The organism is Pseudomonas sp. EA_65y_Pfl2_P78 (assembly GCF_963970495.1).
Classification (GTDB): domain Bacteria; phylum Pseudomonadota; class Gammaproteobacteria; order Pseudomonadales; family Pseudomonadaceae; genus Aquipseudomonas; species Aquipseudomonas baetica_A.
This window is the reverse complement of sequence record NZ_CAXAON010000049.1, coordinates 1-22,091: the sequence shown is the minus strand read 5'-3', so window position 1 is coordinate 22,091 and position 22,091 is coordinate 1. Positions and strand designations below refer to the sequence as shown.

General features: G+C 59.0%; 21 protein-coding genes and 1 pseudogene. 5 read left to right on the top strand and 17 right to left on the bottom strand.

Translation table 11 applies throughout. The features are described from left to right. Nucleotides 1-189 precede the first annotated feature (189 nt). The 5 genes from AACY02_RS24745 to AACY02_RS24725 form a co-directional block, all read right to left on the bottom strand. A complete protein-coding gene (locus AACY02_RS24745; RefSeq protein ID WP_339434183.1) occupies nt 190-1,209 on the bottom strand; it encodes a branched-chain amino acid aminotransferase in 1,020 nt (339 codons plus the stop codon). Between the two features lie 231 nt (nt 1,210-1,440). Next, nucleotides 1,441-2,814 carry a dihydrolipoyl dehydrogenase gene (gene lpdA, locus AACY02_RS24740; protein ID WP_339434182.1) on the bottom strand — a complete coding sequence of 458 codons (1,374 nt, stop codon included), beginning with the start codon at nt 2,812-2,814 and terminating at the stop codon, nt 1,441-1,443. A 7-nt stretch (nt 2,815-2,821) separates the two neighbouring features. Beyond that, nucleotides 2,822-4,096 (bottom strand): dihydrolipoamide acetyltransferase family protein, encoded by a 1,275-nt coding sequence (locus tag AACY02_RS24735; RefSeq protein WP_339434181.1) that lies wholly within the window; start codon nt 4,094-4,096, stop codon nt 2,822-2,824. Then, nucleotides 4,097-5,155 carry an alpha-ketoacid dehydrogenase subunit beta gene (locus tag AACY02_RS24730; RefSeq protein WP_064390582.1) on the bottom strand — a complete coding sequence of 353 codons (1,059 nt, stop codon included), beginning with the start codon at nt 5,153-5,155 and terminating at the stop codon, nt 4,097-4,099. A gap of 1 nt (nt 5,156) precedes the next feature. Next, complete coding sequence (locus AACY02_RS24725) at nt 5,157-6,392, bottom strand: 3-methyl-2-oxobutanoate dehydrogenase (2-methylpropanoyl-transferring) subunit alpha (RefSeq protein WP_339434180.1); 1,236 nt, start codon at nt 6,390-6,392, stop codon at nt 5,157-5,159. A gap of 185 nt (nt 6,393-6,577) precedes the next feature. On the opposite strand from AACY02_RS24725, the gene bkdR reads away from it, so the two are divergent. After that, the gene (gene bkdR / locus AACY02_RS24720) at nt 6,578-7,066 is read left to right on the top strand and encodes a Bkd operon transcriptional regulator BkdR (protein ID WP_007915088.1); all 489 of its coding nucleotides are present in this window, start codon (nt 6,578-6,580) and stop codon (nt 7,064-7,066) included. 13 nt (nt 7,067-7,079) lie between these two features. On the opposite strand, the gene AACY02_RS24715 is transcribed toward bkdR, so the two are convergent. Continuing rightward, nucleotides 7,080-7,931 (bottom strand): tyrosinase family protein, encoded by an 852-nt coding sequence (locus AACY02_RS24715; RefSeq protein WP_339434179.1) that lies wholly within the window; start codon nt 7,929-7,931, stop codon nt 7,080-7,082. 125 nt (nt 7,932-8,056) lie between these two features. After that, nucleotides 8,057-8,920: an MBL fold metallo-hydrolase gene (locus AACY02_RS24710; protein WP_339434178.1), complete on the bottom strand. Its 864-nt coding sequence runs from the start codon at nt 8,918-8,920 to the stop codon at nt 8,057-8,059. A 113-nt stretch (nt 8,921-9,033) separates the two neighbouring features. Here AACY02_RS24710 and AACY02_RS24705 point away from each other — a divergent pair, with 113 nt between their 5' ends. From AACY02_RS24705 to AACY02_RS24695, 3 genes are all read left to right on the top strand, one after another. Next, nucleotides 9,034-9,375 (top strand): ArsR/SmtB family transcription factor, encoded by a 342-nt coding sequence (locus AACY02_RS24705; protein ID WP_221733609.1) that lies wholly within the window; start codon nt 9,034-9,036, stop codon nt 9,373-9,375. An 84-nt stretch (nt 9,376-9,459) separates the two neighbouring features. Then, nucleotides 9,460-10,704, top strand: a complete 1,245-nt coding sequence (locus AACY02_RS24700; protein ID WP_339434177.1) for an NAD(P)/FAD-dependent oxidoreductase — start codon at nt 9,460-9,462, stop codon at nt 10,702-10,704. A 9-nt stretch (nt 10,705-10,713) separates the two neighbouring features. Continuing rightward, nucleotides 10,714-11,514: a sulfite exporter TauE/SafE family protein gene (locus AACY02_RS24695; protein ID WP_339434176.1), complete on the top strand. Its 801-nt coding sequence runs from the start codon at nt 10,714-10,716 to the stop codon at nt 11,512-11,514. A gap of 48 nt (nt 11,515-11,562) precedes the next feature. On the opposite strand, the gene AACY02_RS24690 is transcribed toward AACY02_RS24695, so the two are convergent. From AACY02_RS24690 to copC, 9 genes and pseudogenes are all read right to left on the bottom strand, one after another. After that, nucleotides 11,563-12,843 carry a TRAP transporter large permease gene (locus AACY02_RS24690; protein ID WP_221733606.1) on the bottom strand — a complete coding sequence of 427 codons (1,281 nt, stop codon included), beginning with the start codon at nt 12,841-12,843 and terminating at the stop codon, nt 11,563-11,565. Beyond that, nucleotides 12,843-13,370 (bottom strand): TRAP transporter small permease, encoded by a 528-nt coding sequence (locus tag AACY02_RS24685; protein ID WP_339434175.1) that lies wholly within the window; start codon nt 13,368-13,370, stop codon nt 12,843-12,845. The genes AACY02_RS24690 and AACY02_RS24685 overlap by 1 nt, the downstream gene beginning before the upstream one ends. 79 nt (nt 13,371-13,449) lie before the next feature. Further along, entirely contained in the window at nt 13,450-14,421 is a 972-nt protein-coding gene (locus AACY02_RS24680) for a TRAP transporter substrate-binding protein (RefSeq protein WP_339434174.1), read from the bottom strand. Between the two features lie 60 nt (nt 14,422-14,481). Further along, the gene (locus tag AACY02_RS24675) at nt 14,482-15,375 is read right to left on the bottom strand and encodes an SMP-30/gluconolactonase/LRE family protein (RefSeq protein WP_339434185.1); all 894 of its coding nucleotides are present in this window, start codon (nt 15,373-15,375) and stop codon (nt 14,482-14,484) included. A 30-nt stretch (nt 15,376-15,405) separates the two neighbouring features. Beyond that, nucleotides 15,406-16,230 (bottom strand): NAD-dependent epimerase/dehydratase family protein, encoded by an 825-nt coding sequence (locus AACY02_RS24670; RefSeq protein WP_339434173.1) that lies wholly within the window; start codon nt 16,228-16,230, stop codon nt 15,406-15,408. Nucleotides 16,231-16,432: 202 nt separating this feature from the next. Beyond that, nucleotides 16,433-17,722: an OprD family porin gene (locus AACY02_RS24665; RefSeq protein ID WP_445262004.1), complete on the bottom strand. Its 1,290-nt coding sequence runs from the start codon at nt 17,720-17,722 to the stop codon at nt 16,433-16,435. A 165-nt stretch (nt 17,723-17,887) separates the two neighbouring features. After that, a pseudogene (locus AACY02_RS24660) lies at nt 17,888-18,472 on the bottom strand (polysaccharide deacetylase family protein). Nucleotides 18,473-18,790: 318 nt separating this feature from the next. Then, nucleotides 18,791-19,648 carry a copper homeostasis membrane protein CopD gene (gene copD / locus AACY02_RS24655; RefSeq protein WP_339434172.1) on the bottom strand — a complete coding sequence of 286 codons (858 nt, stop codon included), beginning with the start codon at nt 19,646-19,648 and terminating at the stop codon, nt 18,791-18,793. A 3-nt stretch (nt 19,649-19,651) separates the two neighbouring features. Next, nucleotides 19,652-20,017, bottom strand: a complete 366-nt coding sequence (gene copC / locus AACY02_RS24650; protein WP_339434171.1) for a copper homeostasis periplasmic binding protein CopC — start codon at nt 20,015-20,017, stop codon at nt 19,652-19,654. Nucleotides 20,018-20,157: 140 nt separating this feature from the next. On the opposite strand from copC, the gene AACY02_RS24645 reads away from it, so the two are divergent. After that, nucleotides 20,158-20,778, top strand: a complete 621-nt coding sequence (locus tag AACY02_RS24645; RefSeq protein ID WP_339434170.1) for a TetR/AcrR family transcriptional regulator — start codon at nt 20,158-20,160, stop codon at nt 20,776-20,778. Nucleotides 20,779-20,875: 97 nt separating this feature from the next. Here the strand turns inward: AACY02_RS24645 and AACY02_RS24640 are convergent, their stop codons facing one another. Continuing rightward, on the bottom strand, nt 20,876-21,823 hold the full coding sequence (locus AACY02_RS24640; RefSeq protein ID WP_339434169.1) for an IS110 family transposase: 948 nt from the start codon (nt 21,821-21,823) through the stop codon (nt 20,876-20,878). Nucleotides 21,824-22,091: the final 268 nt, after the last annotated feature.

Here is a 22,091-nt window from a genome sequence, read left to right as displayed (position 1 = left end):
ACTTGGTCGACAACTGACAATTTAAAAGTCAGCGTGTAATCGCGCTGACTACGTTTTGCGCCCGTATCCATTGCACCCTCCTGATAAGAAGCCAGAAGGTGTAAACCTTATTCAGGACGAGACACGATCAAATAAAAAGCCCCCAACGGATCACTCCGTGGGGGCTTTCTTGCATCTGCGGCCGTCAGATCAAACCTTGACGATCCAGCCCGCTGGCGCTTCGATGTCGCCGGTTTGCACGCCGGTCAGTTCTTTGTAGAGCTTCTGGGTCACAGGGCCGACTTCGGTTTCGCTGTGGAATACGTGCAGATGGTCGTTGTAGCTGATGCCACCGATCGGGGTGATCACGGCAGCAGTGCCGCAAGCGCCGGCTTCCTTGAAGTCTGAGAGCTTGTCGATCAGCACATCACCTTCAACCACTTCCAGGCCCAGGCGCGATTTGGCCAGTTCGATCAGCGACAGACGAGTGATGCCCGGCAGTACCGATGGCGACTTCGGGGTCACGAATTTGTTGTCGTGGGTGATCCCGAAGAAGTTGGCCGAACCGACTTCCTCGATCTTGGTGTGGGTCATCGGATCCAGATAGATAGCGTCGGCGAAGTGGGCTTGCTTCGCTTTGGAGCCTGGCATCAGGCTGGCCGCATAGTTACCGCCGACCTTGGCTGCACCGGTGCCTTGTGGGGCGGCGCGGTCGTAGCTGGAAATCTGGAAGTTGTGCGGGGTCAGGCCGCCCTTGAAGTAGGCACCAACCGGGATGCAGAAGATCGAGAAGATGAACTCGGGAGCAGTACGCACGCCGATGTTGTCACCCACGCCGATCACGAACGGACGCAGGTACAGCGCGCCGCCGGTGCCGTACGGCGGGATGAAACGCTCGTTGGCGCGAACCACTTCCTTACAGGCTTCGATGAACTGCTCGGTTTCCACCATTGGCATCAGCAGACGCGCGCAACTGCGTTGCATGCGCAGGGCATTCTGGTCCGGGCGGAACAGGTTGATCGAACCGTCCTTGCAACGATAGGCCTTCATGCCTTCGAAGCACTGCTGGCCATAGTGAAGGGCCGTCGAGCCTTCGCTGATGTGCAGCACGTTATCTTCGGTCAGGGTGCCTTTGTCCCACTCGCCATCGCGAAAGTACGACAGATAGCGTTTGTCGGTCTTGATGTAGTCAAAACCCAGCTTGTCCCAATTGATGCTTTCGTTACCCATGACACCCTCTATCACTGAACAACCGTCGAAACGGTTCAAGGCTTCTGACGTTTTTTGGATGGGCACAACAATACTTCATTCTTGAGCGGTTTCGCAGCCCGGACTATCGGATGACAGACAGATAAATCGTGTTGGCCTCAAGAATTCGCCAGCAAGCCCACACACATTTGAAATGCATTCCCCCTGTGGGAACGGGCTTGCTTGCGAAGAGGCCATCACTGCCACCCTCCTTTACAGATGCAACGCATGTCCAAGAGCTCGCAACGCTGCTTCCTGCACCGCTTCACCCAGTGTCGGATGCGCGTGAATGGTGCCGCCAATGTCTTCCAGTCGTGCGCCCATTTCCAGGCTCTGCGCAAACGCAGTCGACAACTCGGAAACACCGACTCCCACCGCCTGCCAGCCGACAATCACATGATTGTCCCGACGAGCGACCACCCGCACAAAGCCGCTTTTGGACTCCAGAGTCATCGCCCGGCCATTGGCGGCGAACGGGAAGCTGGCCACGATGCAGTCCAGCCCGGCCGTCCTGGCCTCGTCCGGCGTCTGGCCGACCACCACCAGTTCCGGGTCGGTGAAGCAAACGGCTGCGATGGCGGTGGGGTTGAATTCGCGGTGTTTGCCGCTGATCAGTTCGGCGACCATTTCGCCTTGCGCCATGGCGCGGTGAGCCAGCATCGGCTCGCCGCTCAGGTCACCGATGGCGTAGACGTTGCGCATGCTGGTCTGGCAGCGGCTGTCGATCTTGATCGCCGAGCCGTTCATCTGCAGATTCAGCGCTTCGAGGTTCCAGCCCTGAGTGTTGGGTTTGCGACCGACGGCGACCAGCACCTGATCGGTTTCCAGATTCAGGGTGTCGCCGTTCGGATCACGCACCTGCAAAGTGCCGTCGAAACCCAGAACACTGTGCTTGAGATACAGTTTTACGCCCAGTTGCTTCAGCGCTTCGTGCACCGGTTGCGTCAGTTCGGCGTCGTAGGCCGGCAGGATGCGATCCTGTGCTTCGACCACACTGACCTCGGCACCGAGCTTGCGATAAGCAATACCCAACTCCAGACCGATGTAACCGCCACCGACCACCACCAAACGCTTGGGCACTGACTTTGGCGCCAGAGCTTCGGTGGAGGAAATGATCGGACCGCCAATGGGCAGGATCGGCAAGTTAACGCTGGTGGAACCGGTGGCCAGTACCAAGTGTTCGCACTGAATGCGAGTGCCAGCCACTTCGACGGTTTTGCCGTCGATGACGTTGGCCCAGCCTTGGATCACTTGAACCTTGTTCTTTTTCAGCAGGGCGGCGACGCCAGTGGTCAGGCGATCAACAATGCCATCTTTCCACTCGACGCTCTTGTTAATGTCCAGAGTCGGTGCCGGAACGCTGATGCCCAGCGCCGAGTGCTGATGGTGATGCTGAGTCTGATGAAACTGCTCAGCCACATGGATCAGTGCCTTGGACGGAATGCAGCCGATGTTCAGGCAGGTGCCGCCCAGCGATTGGCCCTCCACCAGAATCGTCGCTATACCCAGTTGCCCGGCGCGAATCGCCGTCACATAACCGCCGGGGCCGCCGCCGATGATCAGCAGCGTGGTGTTCAAAGTTTGCATGCGCGCCTTACTCCACAAACAAAGTGGCGGGTTGTTCGAGCAAGCCACGGATGGCCTGGATAAAGAGCGCCGCGTCCATGCCATCGACCACACGGTGATCGAAGGAGCTGGAGAGGTTCATCATCTTGCGGATCACTACCTGGCCTTTGACGACCATTGGCCGCTCGACGATTTTGTTGACGCCGACGATTGCCACTTCCGGCAGGTTCAGCACCGGCGTGCTGACGATGCCACCCAGCGCACCGAGGCTGGTCAGGGTGATGGTCGAACCTGACAGTTCGTCGCGGCTGGCCTTGCCATGGCGTGCAGCGTTGGCCAGGCGCGAAATTTCAGCGGCGCTGTCCCACAGGCTGCGCGCCTCGGCGTGACGCACCACCGGTACCATCAGGCCGACATCGCTTTGCGTGGCGACGCCGACATGCACTGCGCCGAGGCGGGTGATGACCTGGGCTTCGTCATCGTAACGGGCGTTCATCTGCGGGAAGTCGCGCAGGGCAACCACGAGCGCGCGCACCAGAAATGGCAGCAAGGTCAATTTGCCACGGCTGGCGCCATGCTTTGCATTCAAATGCGCGCGCAGTTCTTCGATCGCGGTGACGTCGATTTCTTCGACATAGCTGAAGTGCGCGGCACGCTGAGTGGCGTCCTGCATGCGCTGGGCGATCTTGCGGCGCATGCCGATCACTTGAATCTGCTCTTCGTCGTGACGCTGGGCGTAGGCCGCCGATGCAGGCGCCGAGGCGTTGGATTGACCTTGCGCCAGATAGGCTTCGAGGTCGTCGTGCAAGACGCGGCCGGCCGGGCCAGTGCCGCGTACCAGACGCAACTGAATACCCAGATCCAGTGCATGTTTACGCACGGCCGGCGAGGCCAGCGGGCGTTCATCGGCCTCTCGGGCAACCACCGGGCCTTGGCAGACAGGGGCCGGGCGCGCTATGGCGGCGGATTTGTTTTCAACGGGAGTTTCGGTTTTCGCAGGTACGGCAACCGCTGCCTCTTTGACGGGTGCAGGGGCTGCGGACTCTTTCAAGTTACCCGCGCCTTCCACTTCAATGCTGATCAGTACACTGCCGACCGCCATCACTTCGCCCGGCTGACCGCCCAGCGCAATGACCTTGCCGTGTACCGGCGACGGGATATCGACCATCGCCTTGTCGGTCATCACATCGGCCAGCACCTGATCTTCAACGACCAGATCGCCCACCTTGACGTGCCATTGCGACAGCTCTACTTCTGCGATGCCTTCGCCGATGTCCGGCATCTTGATAACGTGCGTGCCCATTCAGACCTCCATGACCCGTTTCAGCGCCGCGCCCACTCGGGACGGCCCAGGGAAATACGCCCACTCTTGCGCGTGCGGGTAGGGGGTGTCCCAACCGGTGACGCGTTCGATTGGCGCTTCCAGGTGATGGAAGCAATGCTCTTGCACCAACGACACCAGTTCGGCGCCGAAACCGCAGGTGCGTGTGGCTTCGTGGACCACGACGCAGCGCCCGGTTTTCTTAACCGACTTGACGATGGTGTCCAGGTCCAGTGGCCACAGGCTGCGCAGGTCGATGACTTCGGCGTCGACACCGCTCTCTTCAGCGGCGACTTGCGACACATAAACGGTGGTGCCGTAGGTCAACACGGTCACGTCCTTGCCTGGACGGGTGATCGCGGCGACGTCCAGCGGCACGGTGTAATAGCCGTCCGGAACCTGGGCTTGCGGGTGTTTTGACCACGGCGTTACCGGACGGTCGTGGTGACCGTCGAACGGGCCGTTGTACAGGCGCTTTGGCTCAAGAAAGATCACCGGGTCATCGTTTTCGATGGAGGCGATCAGCAGGCCCTTGGCGTCATACGGGTTGGATGGCATGACGGTGCGCAGGCCGCAGACTTGAGTGAACATCGCCTCGATGCTCTGGCTGTGGGTCTGGCCACCGTAAATGCCGCCACCGCAAGGCATGCGCAGGGTCATGGGTGCGGTGAACTCGCCAGCCGAGCGGTAACGCAGGCGCGCCGCTTCGGAAATGATCTGGTCGGAAGCCGGGTAGACATAGTCGGCAAACTGGATCTCGGCCACCGGGCGCAGGCCGTAAGCGCCCATGCCGACGGCGACGCCGACGATGCCGCTTTCGGAGATCGGCGCGTCGAATACTCGCGAGGTGCCGTACTTGGTTTGCAGGCCTTCGGTGCAACGGAACACGCCACCGAAATAACCGACGTCCTGACCGAACACGACGACGTTGTCATCACGCTCAAGCATCACATCCATGGCCGAGCGCAGGGCCTGGATCATGGTCATGGTGGTCGTGGTCATGGCGGTTTCCAACTGAATATTGTTGTTGTGATCGTTCATGTCAGATCCCCAACTGCTGACGCTGGCGCTTCAAGTGCTCCGGCATCTCTTTGTAGACGTCTTCGAACATGGTTGCGGCGCTCGGGATCTGGCCGCCGGCGAGGGTGCCGTACTGTTCGGCCTGTTTCTGTGCGGCAATCACTTCAGCTTCGAGTTCGGCACTGACGGCGGCATGTTCTTCGTCCGACCAGTGGCCGACCTTGATCAAGTGCTGTTTCAGGCGGGCAATCGGGTCGCCCAGCGGGAAATGGCTCCAGTCGTCGGCAGGGCGGTATTTCGACGGATCGTCGGAGGTCGAGTGTGGGCCGGCGCGGTAGGTGACCCACTCGATCATGGTCGGACCAAGGTTGCGGCGGGCGCGTTCGGCAGCCCAGGCGGAAGCGGCGTAGACCGCGTAGAAGTCGTTGCCGTCAACCCGCAGTGAGGCGATGCCGCAACCGACGCCGCGTCCGGCGAAGGTGGTGGCTTCACCCCCGGCGATGGCCTGGAAGGTCGAAATGGCCCACTGATTGTTGACCACGTTAAGAATCACTGGCGCCCGATAAACGTGAGCGAAGGTGAGGGCGGTGTGGAAGTCCGATTCGGCGGTGGCGCCGTCGCCGATCCACGCCGAGGCGATTTTGGTGTCGCCCTTGATTGCCGAAGCCATGCCCCAGCCCACGGCCTGAATGAACTGGGTCGCGAGGTTGCCGGAGATGGTGAAGAACCCGGCGTCTTTCACCGAGTACATGATCGGCAACTGACGGCCCTTGAGCGGATCGCGCTCGTTGGACAGCAGTTGGCAGATCAAGTCGACCAGCGGTACCTCGCGGGCCATCAGGATGCTTTGCTGGCGGTAGGTCGGGAAGCACATGTCGTCGATGTTCAGCGCCAGGGCCTGAGCGCTGCCGATGGCTTCTTCGCCCAGGCTCTGCATGTAGAAGGACATCTTTTTCTGACGCTGGGCGACGACCATCCGGTTGTCGTAGATCCGCGTCTTGAGCATGGCGCGCATGCCCTTGCGGAGAATCTCCACCGGCACGTTTTCAGCCCAGGGGCCCAGAGCGTTGCCTTGATCGTCGAGCACGCGAATCAGGCCACGGGCCAGGTCGGCGGTGTCGGCGGGTTCTACGTTGATGGGAGGTTTGCGCACCGTACCGGCATCGGTCAGATGCAGGTAGGAAAAGTCGGTTTTGCAGCCTGGGCGGCCCGAAGGTTCAGGGACGTGCAGACGCAGCGGTTCATACGCTTGGGTCATGGCTTCTACGCTCGATCTTGTGAATTTCTTGTAGTGAGCTGGCAGTCATTCTTCGATAAAAGAAATCTTGTCCTACAACAATCATAGGCCCGGCCAAGAAGAATATTTATCTCTGTTTCATTGCGCCTCAGATCATTTGCAGATAAAAATTCTGCATAAACATAAAAAACAGGTGGTTTTGTCTCATGCGCAAACTGGACCGTACCGACATCGGCATTCTCAACAGCCTTCAGGAGAATGCGCGCATCACCAACGCCGACCTCGCTCGCTCGGTGAATTTGTCGCCCACCCCGTGCTTCAACCGGGTCAAAGCAATGGAAGAGTTGGGGCTGATTCGTGAGCAGGTCACTTTGCTGGACGCCGATCTGCTGGGCCTGCACGTCAATGTGTTCATTCATGTCAGCCTGGAAAAGCAGGTCGAGGAAGCATTGCAGCATTTTGAAGAGGCGATTTCCGATCGCCCCGAAGTGATGGAGTGCTATCTGATGGCCGGCGACCCGGATTACCTGATCAGGGTCCTGGTGCCGACCATTCAGTCGCTGGAGCGGTTCATGATGGACTTTCTGACCAAGGTGCCGGGCGTGGCGAACATCCGGTCGAGCTTTGCGCTGAAACAGGTGCGCTACAAAACCGCGTTGCCATTACCGGCGAACGGTTTGACCTTGGGCAATTGAGCGTCATGTACCGTCAGATGTCCTCGTAGCGGTAATCGAGCTCTTCGGTGAACAGCGTCTGCTGCACGGTGTAGGTTTGCATCCAGGGCGCAGGCTCGTTGGCAGGGTGAAACACCAGTATTGATCCACTCATTTCATCCGATGGAAAGGAAGGAATGTTGGGGTGTTGGTGCTTCCAGCGCTCCCAGAGCAGGTCGAGGTAGCAGTGGTGCAGGAAAAAGATCGGGTCGTTGGGCGAGGAGGCTTCGGCCATGCTGCCACCGATCCAGGCGTGCACCGGATTGTGAAGCTCGCGTTCAGCGGAGTTTTCCCAGCCTGCTTGATCGGTGGCTTGCCAATAGGGCGTTCTGTTCAAGGCTGAAATAACCGCTTCGGCAGAGGGCAAGGTCTCTTGTGCTCCGAGGTTGCGGCGGACGCCCGGATTGCCGGTGCCTTCGTCCCAAACGGCGACGTTGAATTGAGAATGCTCGCTGGAAAATGGGCCGCTTGTTACGCGCTGATCTTGTGTGTTGTCACCGTTCCCGCCCATGAAGCTTGAGGTGAAGGGATTGTCTGGCCCTGTGATTTGCCAGTTCCAATAAGGCAGTGTTATGCCTGGGTTGTTGGCGGCAACCTGCAAGGCCAGTTCAAACTGGCGGATCAGAACTCGGTGCCAAGGGAAGAACAAGGGGCTGCGATGGGGGTTGGGCGTCAGGGGGTTGCCTCGCCCCATCGAGTTTTTGTGGATTTGTACAAAGTCATCGTAGCGACTTTGTTGTCCGGGCCGCAGGACGCTGTCGACATTGTTTTTAAGTAACAGAACCGCATCGATGAAGGCGTTTTTTTGCGCCTTTGTCATGTCGCGGTGGTTTTGACGAATATCCATGTTGTAAAGACTCCATTGAATGTATACCCAATGAAGTCTGGCCGTCGGCGGGATTTTTTCCAGTTCATCTCTATCGCCAGAGAGTGTAGGAAAGTCTTTTATTTCAGATAGTTAAGAGAGTATTCCTACAAGAGATTCAGTGGGATCTTGAGGTAGACCGCGCCATTGTCCTCTGGCGCCGGAAAATTCCCCGCACGCACATTCACCTGGATCGCCGGCAGCAGTAGCGTCGGCATGCCCAACCCGGCATCGCGTTTTGTGCGCATGTCTACAAACGCCGCTTCATCAATGCCGTCATGCACATGGATGTTGCTTTTGCGCTGTTCGCCGACGGTGGTCTGGCAGCGTGCCGGGCGACTTTCAGGCGGGTAATCGTGGCAAACGTAAAGCTTCACACTCGCCGGGAAAGCCAAAAGTTTGTGGATCGAGTTGAACAACTGATGAGCATTGCCGCCGGGGAAGTCGCAGCGCGCAGTGCCGACGTCAGGCATGAACAACGTGTCGCCGACCAGAATCTGTTCGCCGTCGATCAGGTAAGCCATATCCGCCGGGGTGTGACCGGGGACATGCAGGGCGGTGGCATTGAGGTTGCCGATCATGAACGACTCGTTCGCGGCGAACAGGTGATCGAACTGTGAGCCATCAACGCAGAACTCAGGCTCCAGATTGAACAGCGCCTTGAACACGTTCTGCACTTTGCTGATCGATTCGCCAATGGCGATCTTCCCGCCCAGCTCGCGACGCAGATACGGTGCGGCGGACAGGTGATCGGCATGGGCGTGGGTTTCCAGCAGCCATTGCACCTGCAGGTTGTGTGCGCGGACGAAGGCGATGATTTTGTCGGCCTGAGCGGTACAGGTGCGCCCGGCGGCGCCGTCGTAATCGAGCACCGGGTCGACGATCGCGCATTGCCCGCCATCCGCCTCGTACACCACGTAGGTGTAGGTGCAGGAGGTGGGGTCGAGGAAAGCTTCAATCAGCGCGGGCATGGGCATGAACCTGTGCAGAGGACGAGAAAAGTCAGGTGGCGAAAAGTCGCTTGCAACACTTTATGTAAAAACATAATGTTCGCAGCTTAAGTGACGTTGAGGGCTTCCTGCAAATGCAATCCAGTTTGAGCGAATGTGAAGTTGCGCAATTGCGCGCCTCGGCCTCCAAGGCCTGCGCCTTGCTCAAGGCCCTGGCCAACGAGGACCGCTTGTTGATCCTGTGCCAACTGACTCAGGGCGAGCGCAACGTCGGCGAACTGGAAAAAATGACCGGCGTGCGTCAGCCGACCCTGTCCCAGCAACTCGGCATTCTGCGTGATGAAGGTTTGGTCGCGACGCGCCGCGAAGGCAAATACATTTTTTACGGCCTGGCCAGCCCGGAAGTCATCCAGGTGATGAAAACCCTCTCCGGTTTGTATTGCGGGGCGGTAGTCAAAAGCTGGGGTCACTCATAAATGTCAGCCAGCAAACAAACCCGATTCGGGAGCGGGCTTGCGTCAAGGCGACACCCTTCTTGCGTGCAGTAAAAGGAACAAGCAATGAACGATCAACACGGGGGCCCATCCATCAGTGCAGATATCGTGGTCATCGGCGGCGGTACGGCCGGCATCGCTTTCGTTGCCAGTCTGCTCAAGCGCGATCGGCACTTGAAAGTCACTGTGATCGAACCGAGCGCCCAGCACTACTACCAACCGGCGTGGACGCTGGTCGGCGCTGGCGCCTACGACGTGAAAGACACCGTAAGACCGATGACCAAGGTGCTACCGCGTCAAGTCACCTGGGTGCAGGCAGCGGTGACCAACGTCGATCCGGAGACTCGCCAACTCACCCTCAACGATCAACGTATCGTCAGCTATCAAAACCTGATCGTCTGCCCCGGCCTGCGTCTGGCCTGGGAAAAAATCGAAGGCTTGCAGCAAAGCCTTGGTCAGCACGGCGTGACCTCCAACTACAGCTATCAGCACGCGCAATACACCTGGGACCAGGTGCAGAAATTGCGCGGTGGCAAAGCGCTGTTCACACAACCGGCGATGCCGATCAAATGCGCCGGTGCGCCGCAAAAGGCGCTGTACCTGTCCTGCGATCACTGGCGTAAAACCGGCGTGCTGAACAACGTCAATGTCGAGTTCAATCTTGCCGGCGCCGCATTGTTCGGCGTGGCGACGTTCGTGCCGCCGCTGATGAAGTACATCGACAAGTACAACGCCCGACTGGCCTTCAACGCCAATCTGGTCAAGGTCGACGGCCCGGCGAAAACGGCATGGTTCGAGATCAAGGACGCTGACGGCAACGTCACCCGCGAGGCAAAAACCTTCGATTTGCTGCACGTCGTACCGCCGCAGGTCTCCCCGGATTTCATCGCACAAAGTGGGTTGGCCGACGCTGCCGGCTGGTGTGAAGTCAATCAGCACAGCCTGCAGCACCCGCGTTATCCCGAGGTGTTCGCACTGGGTGATATCTGCGGCACAACCAATGCGAAAACCGCGGCGGCGGTGCGCAAGCAAGTCGTGGTGGTGGCGCAAAATCTGTTGGCCCAACGCAAGCAACAGCCGCTGCCGCTGAAATACGACGGTTATGGCTCATGCCCACTGACGGTGGAGAAGGGCAAGGTGATCCTCGCCGAGTTCGGTTATGCCGGGAAGTTGCTGCCGACCTTTCCCCTTGACCCGACGGTGCCGCGTCGTTCGGCGTGGTTACTCAAGGCAACGTTGCTGCCGTGGTTCTACTGGCACGGCATGCTCAAGGGGCGCGAGTGGCTGACTTCCCTGTCCAAAGTTGACTGAGGACTCCTTATGTTGCTGGCAAGTCTGTTTGGTGTGCTGATGGGGTTGGTTCTTGGGCTGACGGGGGCGGGCGGCGGGATTCTCGCGGTGCCGGCGCTGGTGCTCGGGCTCGGCTGGACGATGACCCAGGCAGCGCCGGTGGCGTTGTTTGCGGTCGGCAGTGCGGCGGCGGTCGGTGCCATCGACGGCTTGCGCCATGGCCTGGTGCGTTATCGTGCGGCGCTGCTGATTGCCGCACTGGGCGCCGTGTTTTCGCCGCTGGGGATCTACTTCGCGCATCAATTGTCGGAAAAGATCCTGATGATTCTGTTCAGCCTGCTGATGGTCATGGTGGCCTGGCGCATGCTGCGCCGTGAGCGTCAGCAGCAGGGCCCCAGCGATCATGGCCACGCCAGTTGGGGCCAGAAGAATTGCATGCTCAATGAACAAACCGGCCGATTGGACTGGACGGCCAAATGCACCGCCACGCTTGCGGCGCTGGGCGCGATTACCGGTGTGGTGTCCGGATTGCTCGGTGTGGGCGGCGGCTTCCTGATCGTGCCGGCATTCAAGCAACTGACCGACGTGCAGATGCGCGCGATTGTCGCAACGTCGTTGATGGTGATCAGTCTGATTTCCGCCATCGGTGTGATCGGCGCGTTTCACGCCGGCGTTCGCATCGACAGTCAGGGCGTCGCGTTTATCGTCGCCAGCATTGTTGGCATGATCATCGGCCGCAAGCTCAGCGCGCGGGTGCCGGCGCGGGCGTTGCAGGTGGGGTTTGCCAGTGTGTGTGTGGTGGTGGCGGTTTATATGTTGCTGCGGGCTTGAGTTGAACCTTGTGGCGAGGGGCACAAGCTCCCTCACCACAGCGACGGTTTACAGCACCAGATGCGGCAACCACAGCGAAATCGCCGGAACATACGTCACCAGCAACAACACCAGAAACAGCACCGCATAAAACGGCATAAGCGCTTTCACGGTGCTCTCGATACTCACCTTGCCCACCGCCGAACCGACAAACAGCACCGCGCCCACCGGCGGCGTTATCAGCCCGATCCCCAGATTGACCAGCATGATCATGCCGAACTGCACCGGGTCAACGCCAATGCCCAGAATCACCGGCATCAGGATCGGCGTCAGGATCAGGATCAGCGGCGCCATGTCCATCACCGTGCCCAGCAACAGCAGCATGGCGTTGATGCACATCAGGATCACGTAGCGGTTGTCCGACAGCGTCAGGAACATCGTGGTGATCTTTGCCGGGATCTGCATCAGGGTCATGATGTAACCGAAGCTGGCGGCAAAGCCGATCAGGATCATCACGATCGAAATGGTCCGCACGGTGCGGTGCATCAGTTTCGGCAGTTCGCTCCATTTGTAGTCGCGATAGATGAACATCGTCACGAAGAATGACCACAGCACGGCGATGGCCGCCGACTCGGTGGCGGTAAAAATCCCCGAGAGAATCCCGCCCAGGATGATCACCATCGCCATCATGCCCCACATCGCCTCGCCGCAGATTTTCAAGGCCTCGCGCAGCGGTATGACTTCACCTTTGGGGTAGTTGCGTTTTTTCGCGAAGATCAAGCACAGCGCCATCAGGCACGCGCTCATCATCAGGCCGGGCACGACACCGGCCATGAACAGCGAGCCGATAGACACGGTGCCGCCAGCCGCCAGGGAATAAAGCACCGAGTTATGGCTGGGCGGCGTCAGCAACGCCTGCACCGAACCACTGACGGTGACCGCCGTGGAGAACTCGCGCGGATAGCCTTTGCGCTCCATTTCCGGGATAAGCACCGAACCGACCGAAGCGGTATCGGCCACCGAGGAGCCGGAGATCGCGCCAAAAAACGTCGAGGCCATGATGTTGACCAGCGACAGGCCGCCGCGCACGAATCCCACCAGCACCCCGGCGAACGCCACCAGCCGCCGTGACATGCCACCTTCGGCCATGATCGCGCCAGCGAGGACGAAGAACGGGATCGCCAGCAGCGAAAACTTGTTCACCCCACCAGCCACCTGAATCATCAGGGCCTGGAACGGGATATCGATCCACCACGCGCCGATCAATGCCGACAGCCCGAGGGCGTAGGCCACTGGCATGCCGATCAGGATCAAGACAATAAAACTGCCCAACAGAATCAACGCGTCCATCAGGCAGCCCCTTCGTTTTCTTCAACCAGATCGAACCGCACCACGCGGCGGTTGCTTTGGTCACCCAGAAACAATTTTTCCAGCACGAAAATCATGGTCAGCGCGCCACCGATCGGGATGGGCATGTAGGTGATGCCCACGCGCAAAGTTGGCAGGGCGCTCATGAACTGGTTCCAGGTCGACAGGCACAGTTTGGTGCCCCAAATGGTCATGAACAGGCAAATGGTGGCCATCAGCAATTGCGACACGATGCCCATGCCTTTGCGCAGTGGCGCAGGCATGCGGTCGGTCAGCATGGCCACGGCCATGTGAGCGCCAGCGCGATAACTGGCGGCGGCACCGATGAAGGTAAAGACCATCATCAGCAGGATTGAAGTCGGCTCCGGCCAGCTCGAACCGGTACCGAGAACGTAACGGGCAAACACCCCCCAAGGGATGATCAGGGAAATCGTCAGCACCGACAGACCGGCGACCCATATGCAGGCCATGTAGATCCGGTCGTTGATGCCCAGCAGCAGATTCTTCATCGGGTTCCACCGTAACCGGGCAGGCGCGGACATCCATCGAGGTCTGCGCTGCCGGGCCTTTCGTTGAGGGCAGGGAGGGTTACTGAACGGCTTCGATACGCTTGATCAGATCGGCGTAAGGTGCGCCGTATTTCTCGCGGATCGAAGCGGTGGCCTCGTAGAAGGGTTTCTTGTCGACGGTAATGAACTCGACACCGGCAGCCTTGAGTTTTTCTTCACTGCTCACCGTCTTGGCGTCCCACAACGTGCGCTCCTGGGCTTGCGCGGCCTTGGCCGCTTTTTTCACCAGGGCCTGTTGATCCGGGGTGAGTTTGTTCCAGGTGGTTTTCGACATCACGATCGGCTCGGGCAGGATCAAGTGCCCGGTCAGGCTGTAGAACTTGGCGTTCTGATAGTGGTTGTGTTCAAGCATGGTCGGCGGGTTGTTTTCTGCGCCGTCGATTACCCCGGTTTGCAAGGCACTGAAGATTTCCCCGGTGTCCATCGCAATGCCATTGCCGCCCATGGCGTTGATGGTTTCGATGAACATGGGGTTGCCCTGCACACGAATCTTCATGCCCTTGAGGTCTTCCAGTTTGCGCACGGGTTTTTTGGTGTAGAGGTTACGGGTGCCGCCGTCCATCCAGGCCAGGGCGACCAGGTTGAATTCGGAGTTGGTGATTTTGTCGAGAATCTCGTCGCCGATTTCACCGTCGATGATCTTGCGCATGTGCGCCTGGTCGCGGAACACGAACGGCATGTTGAACACGTTCACGTCCGGCACCACCGGGCCGACGATGCCGAGGCTGACGCGGGCCATCTGGATCGCACCGACTTGCGCCTGTTCGACCACTTCTTTTTCCGAGCCGAGCACGCCACCGGCGAACATCTTGAAGGTCAGTTTGCCGTCGCTCTCGGCGACCAGGGTTTTGCCCAGTTGCTCTTCGGCGACCACGGTCGGGTATCCGGCCGGGTGGACATCGGCGAACTTGATTTCCAGTGCCTGAACGGCGCTGCTGAGGGTGAACGCAAGGGGAAGTGCGGCGACGAGCAAGGTGCGTTTGAAGTCCATGAGGGTGTCTCCAGTCTTGTTATTTTTGTGGTCAAGGCGAAGCGGTGCAGCAGAGGCGCGTTACAGCAAATTGTCGAAAACCGGTTCCGGCAAGCCTTTGACGCCGGCGTTCAAAGCGAACAAGCCCCCGGCCAGAGACTGCGGGTCGTGATCGTCGCCGGGGCGGATCGAGGCGACAAACAAGGTGTCCATCCGGCTACCGCCGAAGGCGCACATGGTCGGTTTTTTCACCGGCACGGGCAGTGAGTAATCGAGTCGCCCGTCGGGGGTGAAACGATGAACGAGTCCGGCGTCGTTGCCGCAGATCCAGTAGCAACCGTCGGCGTCAACGGCGGCGCCATCAGGGCGACCGCTGTAGTGATTCATGTCGACGAACACGCGGCGGTTCGACGGCGTGCCGCTGGCGGTGTCGTAGTCAAATGCCCAGATCCGTTGCACGTTGGGGTGTGAGTCGGACAGGTACATCGTCTTGCCGTCCGGGCTGAAGCCCAGGCCGTTGGGCACGATAAAGCCATCGAGTTGCGCTTCGATCAGCCCGCACTGGCCGGCGCCGTAGCGATATAGCCGGCCTTCGGGGGCGTTCAAACCCATGTTCAGCACCATGCTGCCCGCCCAGAAACGGCCCTGACGGTCGCAGCGACCATCGTTGAGGCGCATGTCTCCACGGCTGTGTTCGACTTGGGCGAGTAATTCGCTGTCGAGGCTGCCATCGCTATGCGGGTGCAAGTGAAAGAAACCGCTCTCCATGCCCGCCACCCAGCCGCCACGGCTGTGACGGGCGATGCAGGCGAGCATTTCGGGGGCTTTCCACGCGTGGACATGCCCGGTGTCAGCGCTCCAGCGTTGCAGCCCGCCATTGGGAATATCCACCCAGTAAAGAGCGTTTTCCTGCGCGACCCAGACCGGGCTTTCGCCGACCGCGTTGCGGGCGTCGACGATCAATTGGGCTTGCATACTCATTCTTTTTTGTCCCTGGCAGAGTCATCAGTCACCGAACGGGCCGGCCGCGACGAAAGCGCCACCCTGATAGATCCGCGCCGGGTCATCGGCCGCCGGCATCGGCTGCGCTTCGACCTTGTCGCGGAACACTTCGGAGCTGTCCCGGGCTTCGAAACCCAAGTGGCTGGCCAAGTGGTTGTCCCACCAGACGTCCTTGTTATCGGACATGCCGTACACCACGGTGTGGCCGACGTTCGGGGCATACAGCGAGTGTTCGAGCAGTTGGGTGAGGTCGTCGAAGCTCAACCAGGTGTGCATCATTCGACGGTTCTGTGGCTCGGGGAACGAAGATCCGATGCGGATGCTGACCGTTTCGATGCCGTAGCGATCGAAATAGAAACTGGCCATGTCTTCGCCGTAGGACTTGGACAATCCGTAATAGCCGTCGGGGCGGCGCGCGGAAGCGGCGTCGAGGCGCTCGTCCTGCTGATAGAAACCGATGACGTGGTTGGAACTGGCGAAGATCACGCGTTTCACGCCATGGCGACGTGCCGCTTCATAGATGTGGTAGACGCCGCAGATGTTGGCGCCAAGGATCTCTTCGAACGAGCGCTCGACGGAAACACCGCCGAAATGCAGGATCGCGTCCACGCCTTCGACCAGTTGATGAACCGCCTGTTTGTCGGCCAGATCGCAGAGCACGACTTCTTCGTGATCATCAGCGGCCGGGGGTAGATCGGCGATGTCCGACAGCCGCAGGACATGGGCGTACGGGCGCAGGCGTTCACGCAAAACTTTGCCCAGACCACCCGCGGCGCCGGTCAGCAGCAGACGGTTGAAGGGGGCACGGGAATCAGAATCAGACGTCATGGCAATCCCTGAACACATTGTTATTAGGTTTGTTGTAGGTTGTCGTATGACTGCGCTGAAGTATCGGTAGGGTTTCCCGGTCTTGTCAACGCGACTTTTGGTGTAAATGACGCAAGGGCCAAATCAAAAAACTGCCTCGTCATGCCAACCCCTGTGTGAGCGAGCAAGCTTGCTCCCACAGGGGGGATGCGGCTTCAGGGGTTTACAGCAACGAAATCGGATAGTTGATAAAAATCCGGTTCTCATCGAACTCGTTGTTGCTGAAGTCCCGGCGAATCGTCGCGTTGCGCCATTTCACGTTGAGATTTTTCAGCGGCCCGCTCTGTACGGTGTAGGCCAGTTCGGACTCGCGACCCCATTCCTTGCCGTCGGTAATGGTCCCGGTGTGCACGTTATCGCCGCTGATGTAACGGTTCATCAGGGTCAGACCGGGGATGCCGAGGGCGGCGAAGTTGTAGTCGTGGCGAAGCTGCCAGGAGCGTTCCTTGGCGTTGTCGTAGCTGGCGTTGTAACTGTCGTTGGCCAGGGTGCCGCCGCTGGTACCGTTGACCCGCATCCAGCCGTTATCGCCACTGAGCTTTTGCAGACCGACATAGAAAGTGTTGCCACCGTATTTGGCCGAGAGCAGGGCGAATGCGGTTTTGTTGTCCAGATCGCCCGCCAGTGCGCTGCCATTCTCCTTGCCGTTGAAGAAGCCGAGATTGGCGCCCAGGGTCCAGTCGCCCATGGGCTGGCTGTGACTGAGGTTGAAGTACTGCTGCTGATAAATGTCGCTGAGTTCGGCGTACCACACGCCGACCAGCGTGCGCTTTTCGTTGAAGGTGTATTCGCCACCGCCGAAGTTGAAACGGTCTGAGGTGAACGCACCTTTGCCGTTCATCGACATGTCTTCCATGCTCGCATCGTTACGCGGGCTGTTGGCGCGGAACTGGCCGCCGTAGAGGCTCAGGCCATTGATTTCGGTGGAGGTGATCTGGCCACCGCGGAAGGTCTGCGGCAGGGAACGGCCATCGTCGGAGCGCAGGATCGGCAGCACCGGCATCCACTCGCCGACCTTCAGTTCGGTCTTCGATACCTTGGCTTTGAGCGCTACACCCAGGCGACCGAAATTGTCCGCCGGACGTCCATCATCGTGGATCGGCAACAATTGCGTACCGCCGGTGCCTTTGCCGCCATCGAGCTTCTGCGAATACAGCCCCAGCACGTCCAGGCCGAAACCGACGGTGCCTTGAGTGAAGCCGGATTTGGCGTCGAGGATGAAACTTTGCGTCCACTCCTCAGCCTTGCCCTGTGCGTTGTTGGGGTTGGTGAAGTTGCGGTTGAAGTAGGCGTTGCGCAAGTTCAGCGTGGCTTTGGCATCATCGACGAAGCCTTCGGCGCTGGCGCTTAGCGGAGCCAACAAGACGAGGCTGCTGCAGCCAATCAGGCTCAGGGGAGAGCGGATGAAAGTCGTGCGGGAATGACGAACGGATTTGCGGACGAAAGTGCTCACTATGACGCTCCCTTGTTTCTTGTTTTTATTTATGTTGTGCGTTGTCGTACAACATTGGGGGCGATATTTGCGGAGCTTCAGGGGAATGTCAACAGGAAGTTATACGATGACCATCAAAGCGCAAGCAGCCCTGATCATGGCGTGAGCAGGGCTGTTTCGGCGCAATCAATGGTTGTAGAGCGCTTCGCTGTTATCTATCAGCGGATTTTCTCGGTCAGCACGATCTGCGCAATTTGATCGTTGCGCATGAAGCTGACTTTCGGATGAGACTGTGCGTAACGGATGAACCGCTCCATGGCTTCGACCATCGCGGGAGTGCCGCCAATCCGGTCGTGCAAACTCACCGACATCATCCGTCGCTTGTTGGCGCCCAGTTCATGCCCGCGCTGGGCTATTGCCTTGGCCAGTTCCGGGTGCTTGAGCGCCGCTTCGCCGACCACATGGGAGGTGACTTTGATTGCGGTGCGATCCCACAGGTCAAGCATGCGCCACAGGCCTTCCTTGTAGCCATAATCAAACCAGGTCTGCGCCGGAAAGTCGGGGTAGCCCTTGGGCAGCGGGCTACCTGAGAACGGGCTTTCGGCGCCCTCGGGCTGGCCGCCGGTTTCGAATTGCATCGACACCGAGATCACCAGTTGCGAACCGTCCGGCCACGGGCGTTCCTGAGCAAAGGTGAGGGGGGATTAGCAGGGCGGCTGCCAGAAGGCTTTTCAGCAAGCCGTGTGAGCGTTGTGGGTGGGGCGTATTCATAACGGGCACCTTGCAGATTGAGAAGGGTTGCAAGGATGGCAGTCGCCCGACGCGGGAAAAATCCGCTGTCGGCGAGAGGACCTTTAAACAAATTCTACGAATCCGGCTTCACATGATTTCTGCGTAAGCGTCAGCCTGCTCCTTCACGGGACATGGGTTTGCCGGACGATTTACGGCACATTCAAGCCAAATCAGCACAAGGCCTTTCAATGGATTGATGCGCCCCGGGATGTCGGTGGTGGTGAGTATTGATACGGCGGCGGGCGACACGCAGCCTCATTGATCAACACAACGCCTACAAAGGCTTTGCGGTGGTGTTCAGGCCGCAATCATCGGCGGCAGGGTGCCGAGTAGCGAGACGGCGGCAACTGCCCCGATCCCCAGCAACCATTCGATCATCACACTGCGTCTGAGCGCGCCGATCCGCTGTTCGCAATCCTCGCTTCGCGAGCGATTGAACAACGCCAACCCCAGCATTCCCAGCACCAGCAATGCCTTGATCAACAGAATCAGGGCGAACCCGCTGAACAATGGTGTTGGCCACCACTGGCCGGTCAGCACGCGAACGTTGATCAACCCGGTGATCAACAGGCCTGCAACCAGCGCATAGCCGACACCACTGAAGCGCCGCAGGATCTGGCCCATGGGTTCGCTTGGCGCGCGCAGCAGCATCACCAGCAACAACAGCCCGCCGAGCCACGCTGCCACACAAATCAAATGCAGGGCCTGATTGAGGATCAGCAGTTGTCCGCTCAGACCCTCCAGCATCGCGCCGTGACCGACCGGCGCCAGTGTCACCGCCAGCAGCGCGCTCAGCCCCAGCCGCAAGGGTGTGCTTGAACGCCAGGGTGTAAACAGCAACGCCAGCAGCGCTGCGTTGAGCAGCAAATGCCAGCGCCAGACTTGACCAAAAAATGTTTTGCCAAACACCAGCGCAAGCGTGTCCGGATCGAATGCCGCCGCCGTTGAACCGGCCATACTCGCGGTGATCAGCAACGCCCAGGCCACCCCGCTGAGCAGCGCAACGGTCGCCAGCCAACGGGCCAGTCGCGCGGTACGAAGGTCTAGCACCCGCGCTTCGCCCTTGAGCAGCAACGGTCTGAACAACCAGACCCCGAACAACATCAACACCACGCTCAAATGCAGGAACCGGCACAGCACCAGCGCTTCACTCATGAATTACTGACCAACCTTGAACTGATAGGCGCCTTCGCTCTTGTGCGTGTCGACCGACACCGCGTGCCATTCGACTTTGTACTCACCGCCAGTCAGCGGTGCCGCAGGGGTGACGATCAGGGTTTTCTTGTCTTTGTCCTGGGTGGTCAGCGCTTTGACCGCGACCGGCACGCCATCCTTGGTCAGCGTGACTTTGGTGAAACTGGCTTCCACACCCTCGGAGAACGTCAGGCGCAGATCCGCAGGTGCGGCGACGGTGCTGTCGGCAGCCGGGGTCTGGCTTTTCAGGTGGGCGTGGGCCCATACCGAAGAGGCGGCGAACAGCGAGGCGAGCAGGGCCGTGGTGGTCAGAACGTTCTTGAACAGCATCGCAGGTACCTCTGGGGCAGGATCGAATAAGGGGGCAGTTTAGCCATGCGACTGCGTCTATACGAAGTTTTGTTTTCAGCGGTCGCCCCAGTGGCAGAGCGGGTGCTAGTCTTGGGCAAGGTTGTTGTCAGGGAGCCCACATGGGCAATCACAAGATCGAGATTCGTCGCAGTAACGTCGAAAAAATTCTCCTGGCGGCGGAAAAGGTTTTCGCCGAAAAAGGTTTCGGTGGCACCGCCATGGCCGACATCGCCGCCGAAGTGCAACTGCCGCGCTCCAACCTGCACTACTACTTCTCAACCAAGAGTGAGTTGTACAGCGCCGTGCTGTTCGACCTGCTGGAAGTGTGGAAGCAGGATGCGTTGTGCTTCGAGATGTTCGACGATCCGCGTGTGGTGCTCAGCAGCTATATCCGCGCCAAGATGAACCACTCGCGCAGCCGGCCGTACGGTTCAAAAGTCTGGGCCAACGAAATCATCCACGGCGCGCCGACGCTGGGCGAAGCGCTGGACGCCAGCCTGTACGACTGGGCGAAGATGAAGGAAGCGAAGATTCGGCAGTGGGTCGATGACAAGCGGATTTTGCCGGTGGAACCGTCGAGCCTGCTGTACATGATCTGGGCTTCGACCCAGCACTACGCCGACTTCGACCATCAGGTGAATATCTTGAATGATCACCAGCCGCTGTCGGACATGCAGTTCGAGCGGGCGGTGCAGACGGTGACCAGTGTGATCTTGCGCGGGATCGGGTTGGAGCCCTGAGACGTGGGGCGCGGCTGCCAGCCTCTTCGTAAGCAAACTCGCTCCCACAGGAAAATACATTCCAACTGTGGGAGATTCTATGGTTCATGCCTAGCCCCTAAACCGCTTTAGGTGAGTATTCGCTCTGGTTTTTCAACAGAGCAAATACCACCCGGGCAAGCTTGCGGGCTAGTGCGACCAGTGCTTGGGTAGTGCTCAATCCGCGCCCTCTCAAAGCCTCATAAAATCCTTTCCACGCCGAGGTTCGGCTCGCCGCCATTGCGGCGTTGTGCAGCAATCGACGCGCCTCTGAGTCGCCTCGTTTGGTCAGGCAGCGGCGGCCTTTCTTTTTACCTGAGTCCGATATGCGCAGATCCAGGCCTAGAAAAGCGATGAAAGCGTCGGCGTTTCTGAAGTCCCCACGCTGAAAGGATGCGAGCAAGCGGGCACCGGTCAACGTACCTATGCCTTCTACTTTCATGCAACGCTTGAGCTGAGCGCCTAAACCGGCTTCGTCTATCTGCGTCAGGATCGTTTTCTCCAGCAGGATTTCCAGTCTTTGCATGGCGTTTATCTGATTTTTGAAAGCGGTTTTGAGCAACGGCTCATTCTCCCAGCTCTGCTTGAGGCTGACACGAGCCTGGACCAAAGCCGCACGACGCCGGAAAAGACTGATAAGTCGGCAATACAAGGGCGGCGGCGGTGTCCAGGGGCGTAAGTGGTCCCCTTCGTTTGTCAGATAACGGGCCAGTAATCGGGCATCCAGCGCATCAGTTTTAGCGCGAACGTTCACGCCTTTGCGGTAATGGCTGAGCTCATAACCGCCAACCATATAGATCACGTAACCTGCGGCATGCGCCAGATCGGCAAACTCCTGATGATAGATATTGGTGGCTTCGATAGCGATTGCCACTGGTTTGGCAACGGTTTTGAGCCATTTCTTGATCGCCGCTTTGGTATTGGAGATTGTCTCGAGCTGATCTGATTCGGCGTGATAAATCACCAGTTCGTCCTTGGCGACATCAACCCCGATGATCGACTGAGTAGTAGCGACGGGCATTGCCATGAGAAATCCTCCGGGCTAAGGTTTGAACACTTGAAGGGTTCACCCAGAGGCGCAGGCTTGTTCCTATCGTCGGTCTAGGCCAGATGCATTCTTTATCGGCGCTTGGGTGAAAGGAGGAGGGTGAAATCTCCCACGGTCTGTACTGTAGTGGTCTAATTTCCCCGGACACCCCGATAGGTGGAAAATGCATCTATCGAGGAGTTTTTCATGACCGACAAACGCAGAACATTCGACGACAGCTTCAAGCTGCAAGTCGTGAAGATGATCA